Source organism: Paraburkholderia sp. GAS41, assembly GCF_050436545.1.
In the GTDB taxonomy this organism is placed as follows: Bacteria; Pseudomonadota; Gammaproteobacteria; order Burkholderiales; family Burkholderiaceae; genus Paraburkholderia.
On sequence record NZ_JBNDMK010000013.1, the window covers coordinates 72748 to 90367 of the forward strand.

The window sequence follows — 17620 nt, forward strand, 5'->3', positions numbered from 1 at the left end:
GCAGGCGCAACCGCGGGGGCGCGGCTGCGCCTGCTGGAACAGGTCCGGCGCTCGCCAGGTAACGCGCAGTTTGTCCGGCGACGCGCGGGCCGTCGTATCATCTGCACCTTGGCCACCCACCGTCGAGCACCATGCCGTTTGCCGCGTCACTCCGTACTGCAACTCTCCCCGTTTTGGTCCGAACTGGCCAGCCGCTTTCGTGGCGTGCCCGCATCAGCGTGTTCCCTGGCCTGAGCGCCGCTGTAATGTGCATCGCGCTTGCCGCATGCACCACGCCGCCGTCGTCGTCTGCGCCCCCTGCGTCACCTGCCAGCCTCGGCCAGCAGGCGCGAATCGATCCCGTCAGCGTGTTCCCGATGGACGCCTACGACCAGAACGTCGATCACTGGATCGATCCCGCCGGTCCAGGTTACGACCAGCCGTTCCTGAGCGCCGCGGATCAGCACACCCATCTGGAAGCACTGCGCGCACGTTACTTCGGCACCGCTGGGGACGATGCTTCGCCATGGAACCGCGCCTATGTCGAGACGAAGGTGTACCGCAACGGCGGCGCCGATATCGCCGCGTTGCAGCGCCGCCGTCTCGCCTGGTTCGACAACACCGGCAAAGCCACCGACGAAATCGGCTTCGGCCAGAATTTCCGGCCCCATACGCAAGTGTGGATCGACGCGATTGCGCAGAACATGGACGTCGCCCAGTTCGAGCGGATGCCTAACTATTCCGCCGCGCAACGCGCGATTGCAACCAGCAACGTACTGGTCCGCGAACTGCCGACCATGGACCCGTCGTTCTACGACCGGCGCCTCGCCGGCGAAGGCTACCCGTTCGACAACCTGCAGGTTTCCGCCGCACGTCCCGGCACGCCGCTCTATGTGCTGGGCAGCAGCCTCGACGGCGGCTGGTATTACGTGCAAACGCCCGACGTCCAGGGCTGGGTGCGCAGCGACAAGGTTGCTCACGTGAGCACCGCATTCGTCGACATCTGGCGCAGCGCGGCGCGCAACGGATTTGCCGCGGTCATCGTCGCCTCAGCGCCCGTGCGCGACACCCAGGGCGCATTCCGGTTCGATGCGCCCGCCGGCACCTTGTTGCCGGTCGCGCCTGGCGATAGCGCGGCGCAACGCGTCGTGTTGGTCCCCGCTCGCGATGAAAACGGCAACGCGGTGGCCCGCATCGCGCAAATGAGCGACGCCCAGATCGCCAATGCACCGCTCGCCGCTACGCCGCGCCATCTCGCCATGTTGCTCAAGGCGCTGATCGGACGCCCATACGGTTGGGGCAATACCGGTTTCTACAACGACTGTTCGTCTGAAACGCAAAGCATCTTCGCGGCCTTCGGCATATGGTTACCGCGTCATTCGTCAACCCAGATGAGCGCCGGACGCATGACCGATCTGTCCGCCTCCACGCCGCAAGAACGCCTCGATTACCTCACGCAACACGGTGTGCCGATGCGCACGCTCATCTACATCGGCGGCCACGTGATGCTGTATCTGGGCAACACCACGCGCGACCATCAAGTGGTGCCGCTGGTCTATCAGGACGTGTGGGGGTTGCGTCCGGCGGACAACAGCCGGCGCGCGGTAATCGGCGGCTCGGTGATTTTCCCGCTGCTCGCGCATATCCCCGAAGACGCGAGCCTGCAATCACTCGCGGGAACGCCCATTTTCCAGATCAGCATCATCGGCTCGCCGTCTGAAGGCTCGCCGGTTCAACCCGACGACGACAATCCCGCCGGCTGAACGCCTTCCCGCAAAACGCGCGAAACGCTTGCAACATGCCGCAGGACGGGCCTGAGCCACGTCCGCGGCACTGCGGGCACGCGGCTTGCGACATACGTCCCCAAGCGAGGAGCTCAGCTCCTGTGACTATCAATCACACGTAAACGGAGGCGTTATGTTGGGAACCATTCTTCTGATCGTCCTTATCCTGCTACTTGTCGGCGCCTTTCCAGCCTGGCCGCATAGCCGCTCCTGGGGCTACGCGCCAACGGGCACGATCGGCATTGTCGTCATTGTGGTGGTCGTGCTGGTCGTCATGGGGCAGATATAGCCTGAGCCCGCGAGTTCACATTCGCGGCACGCGGGTCCGCCAGTTTGACTGTATGTTTTGTAAAACTGGCGGTCCGCCTAACGTCTTTACAGCCCGCTCTTCCGTCCCGTGAACACCCGGCCTTCAGCCGGCACTCGCCGCAAACACGATCGCGATTACATTCGCCCGCCCGGCCCAAGACATACCTGTAATGGGTCGAGTCACCGCGCATTGACTGTCTCCATGAGGCACGCTGCTTGCGGCCAGAGTAATTGAGCAGACGGACCTCCGTTTGCGTCAAAGACCTTACTCTGGAGGATCGGAAAATGAACAGCACAACGAAGAAAATTCTGGCGTCTGCGCTCGTCATGGCGCTGTCTGGTGGTGTCTACGCGCAAGCAGGCGGCGCGGGCGCAGGTGGTAATGGCGGGGGCGGCATCGGCGCGGGTGGCGGGAATGCGGGTGGCGCAGCCGGAACCGTGTCGCCGGGCGTTGGCGGTGCGGGCGGCATGAACCGTTCGGGCGATACGAGCGGCTACGGCTCGCCGGGCACCACCGCTACAGGCGGCGGCGTGGGCACGGGCACCGGCTCGACACCTAATTCCGCCACGATGAACCGTTCGAACAGCAACACAATGCCGGGCCAGATGGCACCCAACGGCACCATGCAGAACGGTCAGTAAGGTGTCCATCGTAGGAGGTAGTCGAGCGGGCGGTGGCGTTAGCGCCACCGCTGCTTGTACCGCGTTGGAATATTCACGTCTGCTGTATCTGCAAGGAGGCTCACCATGGCAGCAGTTGCCCAGCGCGTCAGCCAGTTAGCGCAGCTACCTGAAGATCACGCCACGCGCGTCGAAATAGACGGCGAGAAGATTCTGCTCGTCCGCAATGGCGACACGGTGCATGCGTTTGGCGCAGAGTGCCCGCACGCCGGCGGGCCGCTGGAAGAAGGTGCGCTTTGCAACGGCCATATTATTTGCCCGTGGCACAAAGGCACTTTCGACGCCACGAGCGGAGAAGTGCTACAGCCACCGGCGTTGATGAGTCTTGACCGTTATCCCGTCGAAGTACGCGATGGCGAGGTGATGGTGACGCCGCAAAAGCTTGAGAAGCCCAGCGCCGCAGCGGTAAGCGACACGTCGAAATTTGTCGTGATCGGCGCCGGTGCGGCAGGCGCGGCGGCCTGCGTCGCATTGCGTTCGAACGGCTTTACCGGGCACCTCACGCTGATTGGAGAGGAATCCCAGGAACCGTACGATCGCACTGCGCTCAGCAAATTCGTGCCAGCGGGAGAAATGGCGACCGGCGACGTGCCGCCGTTGTTGCCCTCGAACTGGCTGAAGGAGCATCACATAGAACGCGTCACAGGCACGATTGTCAGTCTCGACGTGCCTAAGCGCCAGATTCGTTTGGACAACGGACGAACGCTTGCCTACGAAACCGCGCTCCTCGCGTCGGGCAGTACACCCGTTGTCCCTCCGTTACCGGGCCGCGATCTTGGATCGATCTACGCGCTGCGCACCCTGCAAGACGCGGTGGCGATATGCAGCGGGCTGGAAAACGCACAGCGGGCGGTTATCGTCGGCAGCGGCTTTATCGGGCTGGAAGTTGCGTCTGCGCTGCGCAAACGCGGCCTTCGGGTCACCGTCGTGACTCCCGAAAAGGTGCCGTTCGAACGTCAGTTCGGGCCTCGCCTGGGTATGCTGTTTCAGACTCTGCACGAAAGCAACGGTGTCATCTTCAGATTGAACGAAAAGGTCGTCGCGTTTGCGGGCGATAGCCATGTTCGTGAAGTCGTGCTTGAGAACGGCACACGTCTTGGCGCGGATGTCGTACTGGTTGGCACAGGTGTTTCGCCGTCTACAGGTTTCGTTGAGGGATTGCCCTTGCAGAAGGACGGCGCCGTGCTCGTCAACGCGGGCATGCAGGCAGCGCCGGGACTTTACGCTGCCGGCGATATCGCGGCGTTTCCACTGTATGACGACCAGGAGCCTGTGCGCATCGAACATTGGCGGCTCGCCCAACAACATGCGTTCATTGCCGCACAGAACATGTGCGGCGCGCGCAATCGCTACACCGGCGTGCCGTATTTCTGGACGTATCACTATGGCAAAACCTTCGAATACCTCGGATACGCGAGCAGTTGGGACGAGATCGTGATTGATGGCGAACTGGAGAAACACCGGTTTCTCGCCTTGTACGTCAAAGCGGGCATTGTGGTTGCTGCATTGGCCTGTGAACGCGAAGCGGCGACCGCTCGATTGATCGAGTCAATGCAGACAGGTCTCTCATCTACGGAAGCGCTGCGGATGGTCAGCGAGCAGGAGGCCGCGAGCGCCACCACGTGAAAGACGGATTGCGATCTGCTGATAAGCGCCGGACATGACAATCAGGCGCGACGGGAAGCTTGACGCACGCGCGGCGCACAGCGCCAATCAAATAACAATCGGCCACGGAGACGCGATGAATCATCATGACGTCGAACAGGAACTCCAGCACTTCGAATACGTTTTTGCGCACCTCTCGGTGAAGCACACCATTCCGCCTATTTCCTACTGGCGCGGACGGCTCGATTCACTGGGCAAGCGCCCTGTCGTGCCTTCGCAGCGAGCCCGAATCAACCGGCTCGGCGAATTGCTCGGCACGCTTGAGCTCGCTATGAACAAGGCCACGACCGACATCACGCCAGCCCCTCGCGAGACCATGGTGCAGATCGCGCCTCGCTCGCGGCGTTAGCGTCCGTGTGGACGCTCTGCGCGCCGCAAACGATCGAACGAGCGCAGTACGCTGTGTCCGGTGAGCGCCAGTTTCCAATAGCGCTCCTTAAGGGCTCCGACAACGAACAGGTTATAGGGCAGCACGATTGCACCGCGTCCCCAGTTGGGCCGCCACCTACGCGCGATACCGCGGCGCATGAACAGCGATAAAGTGGGTACGCCTAGCGCCGATGCCAGATGCCCCAGACCGGAGTCGTTGCCAATGAACCACCCTGACTCGGCTATCCACACGGCCACATCGGACAGTCTGTCGAACGAATGGACCCGTGGAGCCGCATCCTTGTCGGTCAACCAGGTGTTCTGCTCGCAAGGCGCGACCAGCAAGGAGGGATGCAAATCCCGCTGGACGAGCTTCTGCGCGAGCGCGACGAACTTCTTGCGCGGCCACATCTTCTCGATGTGACTGCCGGTCGGATGAATCGCCACACGCCGTTCGTGAGCCCGGAAGCGCACCCAGTTCGGCATCGTCATGCCATTGTGACGTGTAATGTCCGCCAGACCGAACGTGTCGCGAGCCACCGCGACGATCAAGTCGATCATGTGTCCACTCGCCTGGAAGGCGTCGAAGCGAACGATCTCGCAGACTTCACCGTTTGCTGCGAGCGCTTTGCCGAATTCCGTCGCGCGCAACTGGATCACCAGATCGAATGCTTCAGGGGCGCTCTCCGCTTCGGCGTCACCCCGTACGTCGATACCCGGAAACCAGTCGGCGAGATCTTTTATGACCTCGCTGAACACGGTGAGTCGGCAGTCATTCCTGACCAGATTGTTCACGAGCACCATCATTAGTAGCGAATCGCCGATTGCCGTGGGCATCATCACGGCAATCGAACCGGCTGCCCTGAGCTTCGCCTTCATCTTTCCAGAATTTCCGTTGAGCCCATCTGCGACGCCGGCCCTATCACACGTGAGCGCAGCCCACGAAACGCGTTCACGACACGGGCGACCGTGATGCTTTCGCGCCACCAGCGCTCCTTCAACCCTGCCGTCGGTACCCACCATGACGGCAACACGATGTCCCCCGTCGTGAAGCCGGGACGCCAACGCTGCGCAGCGCCGCGCCGGCGAAATAAAGTCAACGTGGGAATTCCGAGCGACGAGGCTAGATGTCCAATGCCGGAATCGTTGCCAATAAACCAGCCGGATTCATAAAGCCATTCCGCCAACAGTGCCGATGATGCAAATGAGCGCAACAGTGGACGCTCGCCGGGCAGATTTTCCCAACGGGAACGCTCGCGCGCTTCCATCACGAATTCAATCTGCAGGCCGCTTGCCTGCAGACGTCGGGACAGTTCGAGAAAACGCTCCGGCAGCCAGCGTTTGTCGGGCGTGCTGGCCTCGGGATGGACCGCGACGCGCGAAGCATGCTTGCGAAACTTCAAGCCGGCGGGAGGACGCATGCCATTCGAGACAACTGCGTCGCCAAGGTCGAATCGGGCCGCCGCAAAGACGGCGAAACGCTTCGCCATGCAATGGAAATTCTTCGCGTACTCCACTTCATGCAAGTCGATAAAACCCGCATGCCAGTCGCCGACCTGTGCGAGCGGTCGATCTCGATGCATCTGGATGACAAACGGGTAATTCGTGAGTACGCCGCGCGCGTCGGCCGGGGTCAGTGCAGGCGCAATGCGCAGATGAGGAAACCAGTCGGCGAGCGCGTAAGCGTGGGCGCCAAACACATCCACTCGCCAGCCTGCGAGCGAGAGATTGTGCGCAACGATCAGCAGATTCAGGGTGTCGCCCAAGGCGGGCGACATGACAAAAGCGGCGCTGCGCGGGCTGCGGTGAATGTCAGGCACACCGCCGCCACTCGAGCCGGTGCGATCCGCCTGTTTCGCCCGAAGGTTCGCCATACACTTAATCCAGCCGAAGTAGATTCGACCGCATCTTGCCATACAACCAGCAGGGTACGGGCTTCGAACTCTCGCCGGATATTTCTGATTTCAGACGCGGTCTGGCGGGCCGTGCTTACAGATTGCCTAGGGAACTTACAGGCTTGATTCAAAGCATTTCTTCGCGGCTTTGCGAAGCCCTGTCCGACATGCAAGGGGAGTGCCGACGCGCCAGTGGCCCACGCCTTACCGCCTCACGCGTCCCCTCGCAGCGCGCCACGAATCGCCGCCAGCCAAAGTCCGACGGCGTGCGCACCGGGATCCTCAAAGCCAAGCGCGCGTTTGCCGACATAACTGGAACGCCCAAGCCTCGGACTCATCGACGCCGTTTGTACAGCGCCTGCAGTCGCCGCATCGACCGCCGCCCGCAAAGCGGCGTCGGTATCGGCGGATTGCGCGAGCGCGGCTCGCAATGCATCCACGGCGGGCAACAGCGCATCGACCATCGTGCGATCGCCTGGATGCGCACCGCCGAGTTCCATCAACGCTGCGACACCCGCGCTAAACGCGTCCGCCCAACCCTTCGCGTCGGCAGCTTCGCTGGATGGATCGAGCACGCTCCCTGCGCGCAGCAACAGCACGGCATAGAGTGGCCCCGAGGTGCCGCCGACCACCCGTCGCACGGTCGCGGAGAGCGCACGCAGCACAGCGCCCGGCGCCGCCGCGGACGGGTAGGAATCGATGTCGTGCAGGATGCCCCGTGCGCCGCGCGCGAGACTGATGCCGAGATCGCCATCGCCGACGCGCTGATCCATCTCGGTCAACACCGCTTCCGCTTCGATCAGACACGCGCAAACCGCTTCGATCACGTGGCGCAGCGCCGATTCGCGAGCGAGCCGCGCGCCGCTCGAATCCCGCGGTGCAGCGGGCACCGCTTTGACCGATGCCTGTGCCACGCGGCCGCTCAATGCGGGCCACGCCGAGGTGTGCGCTGCGGCATCGAGCCGTGCGAGCCGCTGATCGTCGAGGCGCAACAAGGTGAGCGAAACACCGGCCATTTCGAGCGCACTCAGAAAAGTGCCGGCCCATGCGCGTTGCACGTCGATGCTGCGCGCGGCGAGAAAACGCAGTGCGGAAGCGGCGACGATGTTCAATTCGCTCTGCGGCGTGCCGCCCAGGTTGTTCACCAGCAAGGCGACGCGCTCGCCCGCAGGCAACGCGAGGTCGTCAAGAATCCGGGTCAGCAGGCGCGCGACGATGGCATCCGCCGGTTCCAGCGCGCCGCGCTCGACGCCGGGTTCGCCGTGAATCCCGAGCCCCCACTCGATCTCGTCGTCAGCCAGCGCGAAGCCCGCCTTCCCCGCCGCCGGCACCGTGCACGGCGTCAGCGCAACACCCATCGTGCCGAGCATGGCCGCCGCCTCGCGTGCGGCCTGCGCGACTTCGTCGAGCGGCCGCCCTTCGGCGGCAGCGGCGCCCGCGATCTTGTGAACCAGCACCGTGCCCGCCAAACCTCGCCGGCCGGCGTGCTCGCCGGCGGCCGAGAGCGCGACGTCGTCCGCGACGATCACCATCTCGACCGCGATGCCTTCGGCACGCGCAAGCTCGGCAGCAAGACCAAAGTTGAAGCGGTCTCCCGTGTAATTCTTGACGATGAGCAGCACGCCTGCGGGGCCGGCAACGGCACGAATCGCATCGAGCACGGCATCCGTTGAAGGCGAGGTGAATACTTCGCCCGCCACCGCCGCGCTCAACATGCCCGGACCCACATAGCCCGCATGGGCCGGTTCGTGACCGGAGCCACCGCCGGAAATCAGCGCGACTTCAGCGCGCCGGGCCGCGGTTTCGGCGTCGGCACGTACGATGATCGTGCCGCCTTGCAGCAACGAAAGACCGGGATTGAGCGCGGCAAGTCCGTCGAGCATGTCGGGGACGACCGCGGAAACCTCGTTGATGAGCTTCTTCATATGCGCCAGCTTCCTTGTAGGCCGCAGGCTGTGCATCATGAGCCCGTTGCGGCTGAGGTTGCGAGAATGACTGCGAGACTGTTGCGGGACAGTTGCAAACACATCGCCGGAAACCTGACTTTACCGCGCCTTGGCGTGCGGCGTCGCATCGCATTGCGAGGTCCGGGATTGCTTCAGGAAAAAAGGCGGGAAGATTGCGCGATCAGCGCGTAAGGAAGAATGCAGCGAAGAACACAGCGAAACACGACAGTAGACAGAAGCTGATGCCATTGAAGCCTCAATGAAACAGCTTCCGTCTGCGTCGATGATGCGTTGGTAGGCTCGATTGGATTCGAACCAACGACCCCCACCATGTCAAGGTGGTGCTCTAACCAACTGAGCTACGAGCCTTTAGAGGCGCGAATTATAGAGACTCTCGTTGCGCAGCACAAGCCCCGATCACATCTTCACCACCGCGAGCAGCGTCTGCTTGCCGCTCTTGTAGTCATACAGGGAAATCGCGCCCTGCCGCAGATCGCCGTGCGTATCGAACTGCGTACGCCCTAGCACGCCGACGAAATCCGCAGCGGGCATCGCGGCGAGAATGTCGGTGGCTTGCGTGGAATGCGCCCGCTTCATGGCATCGACGATGATGTACACGGCGTCATACGCAAATGGCGCATTGAGCTGCACGTGCTGGTGAAAGCGCGCCTCGTAGCGTTGCTCGAAGGCGGGACCGTCAGGCATCTTTTCGAGCGGCATGCCGGCAATCGAGCACACCACGTTGTCCGCGGCGTCACCCGCCAGTTTCGCGAGCGAATCGGCGCACAGACCGTCGCCGCCCAGCACGCGCGCGCTAATCGCCAGCGCACGCGCCTGCTTGGCGAACGGGCCACCGGTGGCATCCATGCCGCCATACATGATGATGTCCGGATGCTCGCCCTTGATTCTCGTGAGGATCGAGCGGAAGTCCACTGCCTTGTCGTTGGTTGCGTCGTGCGACAGCACCGTCAGCCCATCCATCTTCGCCTGCTTTTCGAACTCGTTGGCGAGCCCCTGGCCGTAAGCGGTTGCGTCGTCAACAATCGCCACCGTCTTCGCCTTTAGATCCTTCTGCGCGTAGTTGGCGAGCGCGGGTCCTTGCTGCGCGTCCGTCGCCACCACCCGGTACGTGGTTTTGAAGCCCTGTTGCGTGTAGACCGGGTTGGTTGCCGAAGGCGACACCTGCACGATGCCCGCGTCGCTGTAGATCTTCGACGCGGGAATCGTGGTGCCGGAGTTCATATGCCCGACCACCGCGACGACATGATCGTCGACCAGTTTCTGCGCCACCTGGGTGCCCTGGCGCGGATCCGAGGCATCATCCTGCGCGTCGAGTTCGAGCGTCACCTTCTGGCCGTTGATCACGAGGCCTTTTGCGTTGATTTCCTCCACCGCGAGACGTGCGCCGTTTTCCGTGTCCTTGCCCCATTCGGCATTCGGTCCCGTCAACGGAGCCACGTGACCGATCTTGACCACCTGATCCGCCTCTGCGTGGCCGATGCCCGCTGTGGCCAGCCCACCCAGAATGCCGATCGTCGTCATACGACGAAACCCTACGAACATGCTCATGCTTCACCCGCCATCGTGATGGATCGACCCGGAACGCCATTCGCAGAGAATTGCGCGTTCGCCTGCCCCGACGAATCTCCGCGGTCGTCCGTTTGCTTGAGAGGCTTACGGGCAACGGCGATATCGTGAAAGGGTTGAAGCGAATGTAGTCAGGACGAAAAGATCGGCATTGAAGCGATCGGCCCGAAAATAGAAGAAATGCGCCAGCCCCAGCCGGGTCGCCCGTACCGTCAGGCGCCCTTATACTGGCCGGGTTCAATGGACACCTCGTTTCTTCGATCAGGACGCAGCCATGCGCAATACCGGACCTGCAGTGAGCGGCGGCAACCAGCCCGCGGGCCGCGAACTGGTCGATCGTCTCGACCACGCCGCAGCCCTGCCCGAACAGCGCACCGGCCGCTCGAATGCCGAACTCAACGTGGCGTTCCTGCTGTGGCCGCGTTTTCCGCTGCTCTCGCTCGCAGGGCTATGCGATGCCTTGCGACACGCCGCCGATCTCGGCGATCAAAGCCGGCCATTGCGCTGCTCGTGGAAAATCATCGGTGAGCAGGACGAAGTAGTCGAGGCGAGTTGCGGCGTCACGGTGACCGTGCAAGCGGCCTTTCCGGCACCGCAGCAGTTCGATTACATCGTCGCGATTGGCGGCCTCCTGCCGCATCTCGATCAGGTCAGCCCCCGCTACTGGGACTACCTTCGCCAGGCGGAGCAAGCCGGCATTCCGTTGATCGGCATGTGTACCGGCAGCTTCGTGCTGGCGCGTGCGGGGCTGATGGAGGGGCACGTGGCCTGCGTACACAGTTTCCACCTGGAAGACTATCAGTGCATGTTCCCGGCGCTGCGCGTCGTCACGCACAGCGATTACCTGATCGACGGCAAACGCATCACGTGCGCGGGCGGGGTTTCGGTGATCGAACTCGCGACGCGCCTGATCAGCCTGCATTGCGGGCCGGACCGCGCGTCGAAGGTGATCCATCAGATGACCGTGAGCCGCCAGAGCGGCGCCTCGTTCGTGGAACGGCGCAGCGCGCTCGGCTACCTTTCCGTTGAAGACGTGACGGTACGGCACGCCATCATCCTCATGGAAGAAAACCTCGAAGCACCCCTGAATATCGCCGTAATCGCCAAGATGAGCGGCACCAGCGTGCGGCAACTCGAACGCGCCTTCATGGTGGCCACGAAAACCTCGCCCAACGAGTTCTACCGGCAAATGCGCCTGCGCTACGCACGCTGGATGCTGCTGAATACCGCCCGCCGCGTCACCGACATCGCTTATGAGTGCGGCTTCGCCGACTCCGCGCATTTCATTCGCGTGTTCAAGGAAAACTATGGCGCCACACCCGGCAAGTTGCGCGCCTCACTCGGGGTGCCGACGCTGGAAGAATGAGGCAGGCTTGCCACCCCGTGGCGCTTTTCTTCTGTTTTTCTGCACATTGGTTCAATTCTCTCCTCGGGCTTTACCCGTACATTCACATTCGCCACGGCGTGGCGCGGTCGCCCACGCATGAGGTACCGCTGGAGAGCGGCTGGCGCACGTCGTGCGTATCAGTCCGCACAACGCTTGCGAGCAGAAGATCCATGAAAGAGAAGGCCCATATCGTCGTGATCGGCACCGGCGGCACGATTGCCGGCCGCGGGGCATCGTCCGTCCATACGTCGGCTTATGCGTGTTCGGTTCTGTCCATCGGCGAGGTCCTGTCGGGCATTCCCGAAGTGGACTCCGTTGCACGCGTGAGCGCTGAACAACTGATGCAGATCGGCTCCGAGAATTTTTCGACCGAACATCTGCTGACACTCGGCAAGCGCATCGACAGGTTGCTCAAGCAGGACGATATCGACGGCATCGTGGTGACGCATGGCACCGACACGATCGACGAAACCGCCTACTTTCTGCACCTGACGCTCAAGAGCCTCAAGCCTGTCGTGGTAGTCGGCTCGATGCGGCCGCCGTCTTCGCTCAGCGCCGATGGTCCGCTGAACCTGTACAACGCGGTGCGGGTCGCCAGCAGCCCAGCCTCCCGCGCCAAGGGCACGCTCGTGGTGTCCAACGATGAAATCCATAGCGCGCGCGATGTCGTCAAGACCAGCACGTTCAAACTGGAATCGTTTCGCTCTCCCTATGGACCGCTGGGCTATATCGTGGAAGGCAGCCCGCGCTATTACCGGACCCCTGCGCGCAGCCATACGGTCGACACCCAATGGTCGATCGACCGGCTCGACCGCTTGCCGGAAGTCGGCATTGTCTATGCGCATGGCGGCATCGACGCGGCTGTCATCGAAGCCACTGCGCAAACCGGCATTCGCGGGCTGATTTACGCGGCGACCGGCAACGGTAATGTCGCCGGCCATGTCGTGGGTGCGCTGCTCAAGGCGCGGCGCCGTGGCGTGCAGATCGTGCGGGCATCGCGCACCGGCAGCGGCATCGTCATACGCAACGGCGCGCAACCCGACGACGAATACGACTGGCTCGTGGTCGACGACCAGGTGCCGCAGAAAGCACGGCTCCTGCTCATGCTGTCCCTGAGCGATGGGCGGCACAGCGCTGAACTGCAGGATGTGTTTTACCGCTATTGAAGCGCACGCTGCGCGCGCTGTCGCGTTGCGCTTATCATCTAGGCGAATCGTTCAAGCCCTTTGAAGGAAGCCACCTGATGAAATCCGAAGTGCAACATGACCTGGTGGAAATTCGCGAAATCATGCGTCAATTCGTGAGCGAGCGCGACTGGGACAAATTCCACACGCCAAAAAACCTGGCCACTGCATTGAGCGTCGAGGCAAGCGAACTGCTCGAACCTTTTCAATGGCTTGTCTCCGGCGACCCAGGCGAACTCGACGAAGCCAGGGTGACCGCCATTCGACACGAGATGGCCGATGTCCTCCTCTACCTCGTTCGCCTCGCCGATAAACTGGACGTCGACCTGTTTCAGGCCGTGCAGGAAAAGATGGTGCTCAACCGCGCCAAGTATCCCGCCGATCAGGTGCGCGGCGATTCGCGCAAGTACACCGAGTACAAGGATAAAAGCCGCTAGTCACGCAGACCGGCCATCAGCCCGGCGCATTAAATAATCGCGCCGGTGAATTTTTATTCAATTTTGCTTGAGTTTTTTTCGAGGAAACTTATCGCGGCACATCCACGCTGATTCCCACCCCGTTGTGTGACAAGGCTGGACCACCCATAATCCAGGCGGGAAACAGGCCAATGAAAAATCGTGTGCAAGAGCTGACGGGGCTGCGGGCTATCGCGGTGACGATGGTTGTCGTGGGTCATGCGCAACGTGTGCTCGCCGGCGGCTATACCGGACTTCTGAGGCCGCAGCGGCTGGTGTCCGACGGTCGCCTCGGCGTACTGGTCTTTTTCGTCCTGAGCGGGTTTCTGATCACCAGTATTCTGCAGGCCGAACTGAAGCGAACGGGTCGCATCAAACTGGTTCCCTTTTACGTCAAACGGGCCTTGCGAATCTGGCCGGCTTTTTATACCTACCTCGCGACTATCGTCATTCTTTCGATGCTGGGATGGACCGACGTCGACCGCCGCCAGGTCATGGTCGCGGCGCTGCACCTGTGGAACTACTCCGGCGTGGGGGGCATGGCCGCTGAGAACGCGCTGCATGCCGACGGTGCCTGGTATCTCGGCCACTTCTGGACCCTCGCGCTGGAAGAGCAGTTTTACTGGCTTTGGCCGCCGCTGCTCTTTTACATCTGGCGCCGTGATAGCCAACGTGTGCTCGTATTGCTGATCTTTGCCGTGCCGTTGATCCGGGTGGCGACCTATTTCGCTGCGCCGCAATTGCGCGGGCAACTGAGCATGATGTTCCATACCGGCATCGATCCCATCCTGATTGGTTGCTACGTCGCGCTCAACAAGGCGCGCCTCGACAACTGGATTCGCTCATGGCGGGGCGGAACCGTGATCCCTTCTGCGCTGGTCGCCGTGCTGTTCCTTCTCATGCCCGTCGCGGAAGCGAAGCTCGGTGGATTCTGGAGTGCGACGTACGGGACTACCCTCGAAGCCGCGCTGGTTGGCGTGCTGATCGTTGTCCTCTGCGCCCAGAGCGAATTCTGGTTCTCGCGACTCTTGCGGACAACGCCGTTCGTTTTTGTCGGCACCATTTCGTTCAGCCTGTATCTCTGGCAGCAACTCTTTGCGAACCTGAACCTGCCGATCGCTCACGCTTTTCCCCTTGGCATTGTCGAGGCCGTGGGCATGGCGAGCGCCAGCTATTTTTTCATCGAAGCACCGTTTCTGCGCCTCAAAGACCGCGTGGCGAACCGGCTAAGGCGGTTGCCTGCGAACGAGCCGGTTCTGCAGACGCCTTGAAGCCAGGCGGCAAGCTCGACTTGCGCACCACCCTCTGCTTCGAATCGCGCGAGGCGCGTGTGCCCATCGTCATCGATCGCTTTAGTGAAGACCCGGTCTACTGCAAGCATCACAACGCCGGCGATCTACGGCCCCGAGAGCTATATTTCGGTGCCGATCATCCTTCCCAACGGCGACTACTTCGGTAACCTCTGCGCAATCGATCCCCGCCCGGAAAAAGTTTCCGAAAACCGCATTGTGCGAATGTTCGAAGTGTTCGCTCAACTGATCGCCATGCAGATCGACAATGAGCAGCGCCAGTGGTCGACCGAGGCGCTTCTCATGAACGAGCGCGAGACCGCAAACCTTCGGGAGCAGTTCATCGCCGTGCTGGGACATGACCTGCGCAATCCGCTGGCTGCCGTCGATGCCACGGCTGAGCTGCTCATGCGCAATCCGAGCGGGATCGACCTGGCAGCGCTCGGCACGCGTCTGAAACGCACCTCGGCCCGCATGGGACGGTTGATCGACGATGTGATGGATTTCGCGCGGGGGCGGCTTGGACGAGGCATTCCGGCGACCATCGGCCCGGTGGACGACCTGGCCTCGGTGCTTCGTGCGGCGATCGGCGAGTTGAGTGACTCGAATCCATCACGTGCCGTGCGCAGCGAGATCGCCGTTCACGGCACCGTGCAATGCGACAGCGTCCGTCTGCAGCAACTGCTTTCCAATCTGGTCGGCAATGCGCTGGCGCATGGTTCGGAAGAGGTCCCCATCGTGGTGCAAGCCCGCACGGAAGCCGAACAACTCGTTGTGTCGGTCATCAATGGCGGCCCACCATCGAGCCGCACGTTCTGCCGAAAGTTTTCGAACCGTACTGGCGCCCGCCTTCGAGCACGCCGGGCGGCGGCCTGGGGCTCGGCCTGTATATCTGCAAGAAGATCGTTGAGGCGCACGGCGGAACGCTGGAGGTGTGTTCGAGCGCTGAGCTGGGTACCTGCTTCACACGGCCCGGCTTCCAGTGGGCCAGGCTGCGCCGGCGACCAACCTATAGCGTTCTGGAGCAGCGCCGGTCGCCGTGCGGGTTTTACAGGTAGCTGCAGACGTAGTCGAGCGTTTCGATCACGTCGATATCGAAGCGGCTCTTGCCGGGCACCGAGAACGACTCTCCCGCGCCATACGTCTGCCACGCGTCACTGCCTTCGAGGCGGATCCGGCATTGGCCGGCCTGCACTTCCATGAGTTCCGGCGCGTCGGTGCCGAAGTTGAGCGCACCAGGCAGGATCACACCGAGCGTCTTGCGCGTGCCGTCTGCGAACAGAACGGTATGCGAGACACACTTGCCGTCGAAATAGACGTTGGCGCGTTTGATGATGGAAACCTGATCGAATTGCGTTGCGGCCGTCATGGCGGTCTTCCTATGGGTCAACGTGAAGGGATGCGTTGGCGCTGCCTTGCGGCAGCGCGCGGGGCGCGATCGGAGCGAAGCGCACGCGCGCTGTCGGATGGGCGCCAGCCCGTCATGATACAGGCAGGCAATCACGCCACGCGCTACTCAGCGCTACTTGTCGCTGCCTGGTGCGATTCATTCGGCCGGCAGCCAGTGACCCGACTCCGGACACACCATGACCGGCTCGCCGTTCAGCTGGACTTGCTCCTCATCAGGTCGTAGCGAGGCCCCAGGGGCGACATCGAAGGCGATCTTCAGGGCGTTCGCAACGCGGGCATCTTCAATGGGCAGTTCCCACGTCAAAAATATCTGCACGTAATCCCGATCCGGCGTGAAATCCGTTGCGTTGAAGCCGCTGCTGCCTCGCTGAATCACGCCGTGCGGCTGGCCGGTGTCGAATATCAGCACCGTTCCCCGTGTCGAAGGAATGCGCCGGCCCAACGAGGGGAAATGCACATCCAGCCCCTTGTCCTCGCTCAGAAAGAGATTGCAAAACGCGGCACCGCCATATTGCGCGCCGTCGTGGTGATACCTCGCACCGCGACACGCCATCAGCGCCACGTCTCCGTCAGCCAGCACGCCGGGCAGTCCCAGCGCGGCCGTCCAATCGGACACCGCCTGCACGCAGCGCGGGTACTCCGGCCAGCGCACCCGCGCGCGCGCCAAAGGCATCACCTCGACGTCACCGGGCTCCAACTCCATGCGCGTGGCGATCTCCCGATCCCAATCTGCCAGCAAACGTGGCGAGGGCATCGGCACGTCGAGCGTGCCTGACAGCACGATGTCGCTCACGCTTCGACTGCGGATGGCGTCGCCACTCCAGAAATATGAGGTCAGCATGTCTTGCTCTCGATGCGGTTGAGGGGCGGGCAAATCTTAAGGAATTCTTCATCCCGCGTCCACGCTCGATAGCCGATGCGCTTTGCAACGCTGCGACATTGCGCCACTGCCCGGTCGATGCGGCGTTGAGTGAACGTTCCTAGCGCACGTGCGAATTGCGCACCAACCTGTGAATCGGACGCGTTGAGTTAATGTGAAGATTCCATGTCGCAGCCGCCTCGCGTGTTGCACTGCACGCCCTCTTGCGATGGTTTGCCGGCTTGCTCTCGGGGCAACGCCGCACCCATCACGCGTCATGCGCTGCCGCGCCTGCAACATAGGGCAAGTCCCTAGCGCTGTTTAGCCGGGCATTACCTCCCCGCCGATTGCGCCACCTAAACTTGAATCACAAGGAGGGGACACGGTGATGGCCAAATTAATTCACACGATGATCCGCGTACAGGATCTCGATCGTTCGCTGCAGTTCTACCGTCAGGCGTTCAAGCTCGATGTATCGCACCGGCTCGATTTTCCTGAATTCACCCTCGCCTATCTACGCAACGCCGAGGCCGATGCGGAAATCGAACTGACGTGGAACAAAGGACGCACAGAGCCGTATGCGCACGCTGATGGTTATGGTCATATCGCCTTCTGCGTAGACGATGCCCAGGCCGAGCGCCAGCGTCTCGTCGAACTCGGCATGACTCCCAACGACATGCGCGAATTTCGCAACGACAGCGGTGAATTGCTGGCCCGCTACTTCTTTATTCAGGATCCAGACGGCTACAAGATCGAAGTTCTGGAGCGCCACGGCCACTACCAGTAAAACCGTTCCCACGGGCCCCACTTCAAATCACACC

General features: G+C 62.2%; 17 protein-coding genes, 1 tRNA gene and 1 pseudogene. 12 read left to right on the plus strand and 7 right to left on the minus strand.

The window, feature by feature from the left end; genetic code table 11:
* Positions 1–245 precede the first annotated feature (245 nt).
* The 5 genes from P3T43_RS18920 to P3T43_RS18940 all read left to right on the plus strand — a co-directional run bounded on the left by P3T43_RS18920 (position 246) and on the right by P3T43_RS18940 (position 4767).
* Positions 246–1742, plus strand: coding sequence for an SH3 domain-containing protein (locus tag P3T43_RS18920; protein WP_429282565.1), 1497 nt, complete (start codon positions 246–248; stop codon positions 1740–1742).
* 154 nt (positions 1743–1896) lie between these two features.
* Positions 1897–2052 (plus strand): DUF3309 family protein, encoded by a 156-nt coding sequence (locus P3T43_RS18925; RefSeq protein WP_429282566.1) that lies wholly within the window; start codon positions 1897–1899, stop codon positions 2050–2052.
* Positions 2053–2357: 305 nt separating this feature from the next.
* The gene (locus P3T43_RS18930) at positions 2358–2714 is read left to right on the plus strand and encodes a hypothetical protein (RefSeq protein ID WP_429282567.1); all 357 of its coding nucleotides are present in this window, start codon (positions 2358–2360) and stop codon (positions 2712–2714) included.
* 105 nt (positions 2715–2819) lie between these two features.
* Positions 2820–4379 carry an FAD-dependent oxidoreductase gene (locus P3T43_RS18935; RefSeq protein WP_429282568.1) on the plus strand — a complete coding sequence of 520 codons (1560 nt, stop codon included), beginning with the start codon at positions 2820–2822 and terminating at the stop codon, positions 4377–4379.
* 115 nt (positions 4380–4494) lie between these two features.
* Positions 4495–4767: a hypothetical protein gene (locus P3T43_RS18940; RefSeq protein WP_429282569.1), complete on the plus strand. Its 273-nt coding sequence runs from the start codon at positions 4495–4497 to the stop codon at positions 4765–4767.
* Here P3T43_RS18940 and P3T43_RS18945 read toward each other — a convergent pair.
* From P3T43_RS18945 to P3T43_RS18965, 5 genes are all read right to left on the minus strand, one after another.
* The gene (locus P3T43_RS18945) at positions 4764–5666 is read right to left on the minus strand and encodes a glycosyltransferase family 9 protein (RefSeq protein WP_429282570.1); all 903 of its coding nucleotides are present in this window, start codon (positions 5664–5666) and stop codon (positions 4764–4766) included. The two genes, P3T43_RS18940 and P3T43_RS18945, sit on opposite strands and share 4 nt — an antisense overlap.
* The gene (locus P3T43_RS18950) at positions 5663–6661 is read right to left on the minus strand and encodes a glycosyltransferase family 9 protein (RefSeq protein ID WP_429282571.1); all 999 of its coding nucleotides are present in this window, start codon (positions 6659–6661) and stop codon (positions 5663–5665) included. The genes P3T43_RS18945 and P3T43_RS18950 overlap by 4 nt, the downstream gene beginning before the upstream one ends.
* 233 nt (positions 6662–6894) lie before the next feature.
* The gene (gene dhaL, locus P3T43_RS18955) at positions 6895–8607 is read right to left on the minus strand and encodes a dihydroxyacetone kinase subunit DhaL (protein ID WP_429282572.1); all 1713 of its coding nucleotides are present in this window, start codon (positions 8605–8607) and stop codon (positions 6895–6897) included.
* A gap of 313 nt (positions 8608–8920) precedes the next feature.
* Positions 8921–8997, minus strand: a tRNA-Val gene (locus P3T43_RS18960).
* Positions 8998–9045: 48 nt separating this feature from the next.
* Positions 9046–10170, minus strand: a complete 1125-nt coding sequence (locus P3T43_RS18965; RefSeq protein WP_429282669.1) for a branched-chain amino acid ABC transporter substrate-binding protein — start codon at positions 10168–10170, stop codon at positions 9046–9048.
* Between the two features lie 319 nt (positions 10171–10489).
* Here P3T43_RS18965 and P3T43_RS18970 point away from each other — a divergent pair, with 319 nt between their 5' ends.
* From P3T43_RS18970 to P3T43_RS18995, 6 genes and pseudogenes are all read left to right on the plus strand, one after another.
* Positions 10490–11581 carry a GlxA family transcriptional regulator gene (locus P3T43_RS18970; protein ID WP_429282573.1) on the plus strand — a complete coding sequence of 364 codons (1092 nt, stop codon included), beginning with the start codon at positions 10490–10492 and terminating at the stop codon, positions 11579–11581.
* Between the two features lie 191 nt (positions 11582–11772).
* Complete coding sequence (locus P3T43_RS18975) at positions 11773–12768, plus strand: asparaginase (RefSeq protein WP_429282574.1); 996 nt, start codon at positions 11773–11775, stop codon at positions 12766–12768.
* A gap of 77 nt (positions 12769–12845) precedes the next feature.
* A complete protein-coding gene (locus P3T43_RS18980; RefSeq protein ID WP_429282670.1) occupies positions 12846–13223 on the plus strand; it encodes a nucleotide pyrophosphohydrolase in 378 nt (125 codons plus the stop codon).
* Between the two features lie 170 nt (positions 13224–13393).
* Complete coding sequence (locus P3T43_RS18985) at positions 13394–14512, plus strand: acyltransferase family protein (protein WP_429282575.1); 1119 nt, start codon at positions 13394–13396, stop codon at positions 14510–14512.
* A 321-nt stretch (positions 14513–14833) separates the two neighbouring features.
* Positions 14834–14989: pseudogene (locus P3T43_RS18990) on the plus strand (histidine kinase dimerization/phospho-acceptor domain-containing protein); the annotation flags it as partial.
* Between the two features lie 197 nt (positions 14990–15186).
* The gene (locus tag P3T43_RS18995; protein ID WP_429282671.1) at positions 15187–15588 is read left to right on the plus strand and encodes a sensor histidine kinase; all 402 of its coding nucleotides are present in this window, start codon (positions 15187–15189) and stop codon (positions 15586–15588) included.
* On the opposite strand, the gene P3T43_RS19000 is transcribed toward P3T43_RS18995, so the two are convergent.
* A complete protein-coding gene (locus P3T43_RS19000; protein WP_429282576.1) occupies positions 15579–15899 on the minus strand; it encodes a pyrimidine/purine nucleoside phosphorylase in 321 nt (106 codons plus the stop codon). The genes P3T43_RS18995 and P3T43_RS19000 overlap by 10 nt on opposite strands.
* Positions 15900–16076: 177 nt before the next feature.
* On the minus strand, positions 16077–16781 hold the full coding sequence (locus tag P3T43_RS19005; RefSeq protein WP_429282577.1) for a hypothetical protein: 705 nt from the start codon (positions 16779–16781) through the stop codon (positions 16077–16079).
* A gap of 406 nt (positions 16782–17187) precedes the next feature.
* On the opposite strand from P3T43_RS19005, the gene P3T43_RS19010 reads away from it, so the two are divergent.
* On the plus strand, positions 17188–17586 hold the full coding sequence (locus P3T43_RS19010; RefSeq protein WP_429282578.1) for a VOC family protein: 399 nt from the start codon (positions 17188–17190) through the stop codon (positions 17584–17586).
* Positions 17587–17620: the final 34 nt, after the last annotated feature.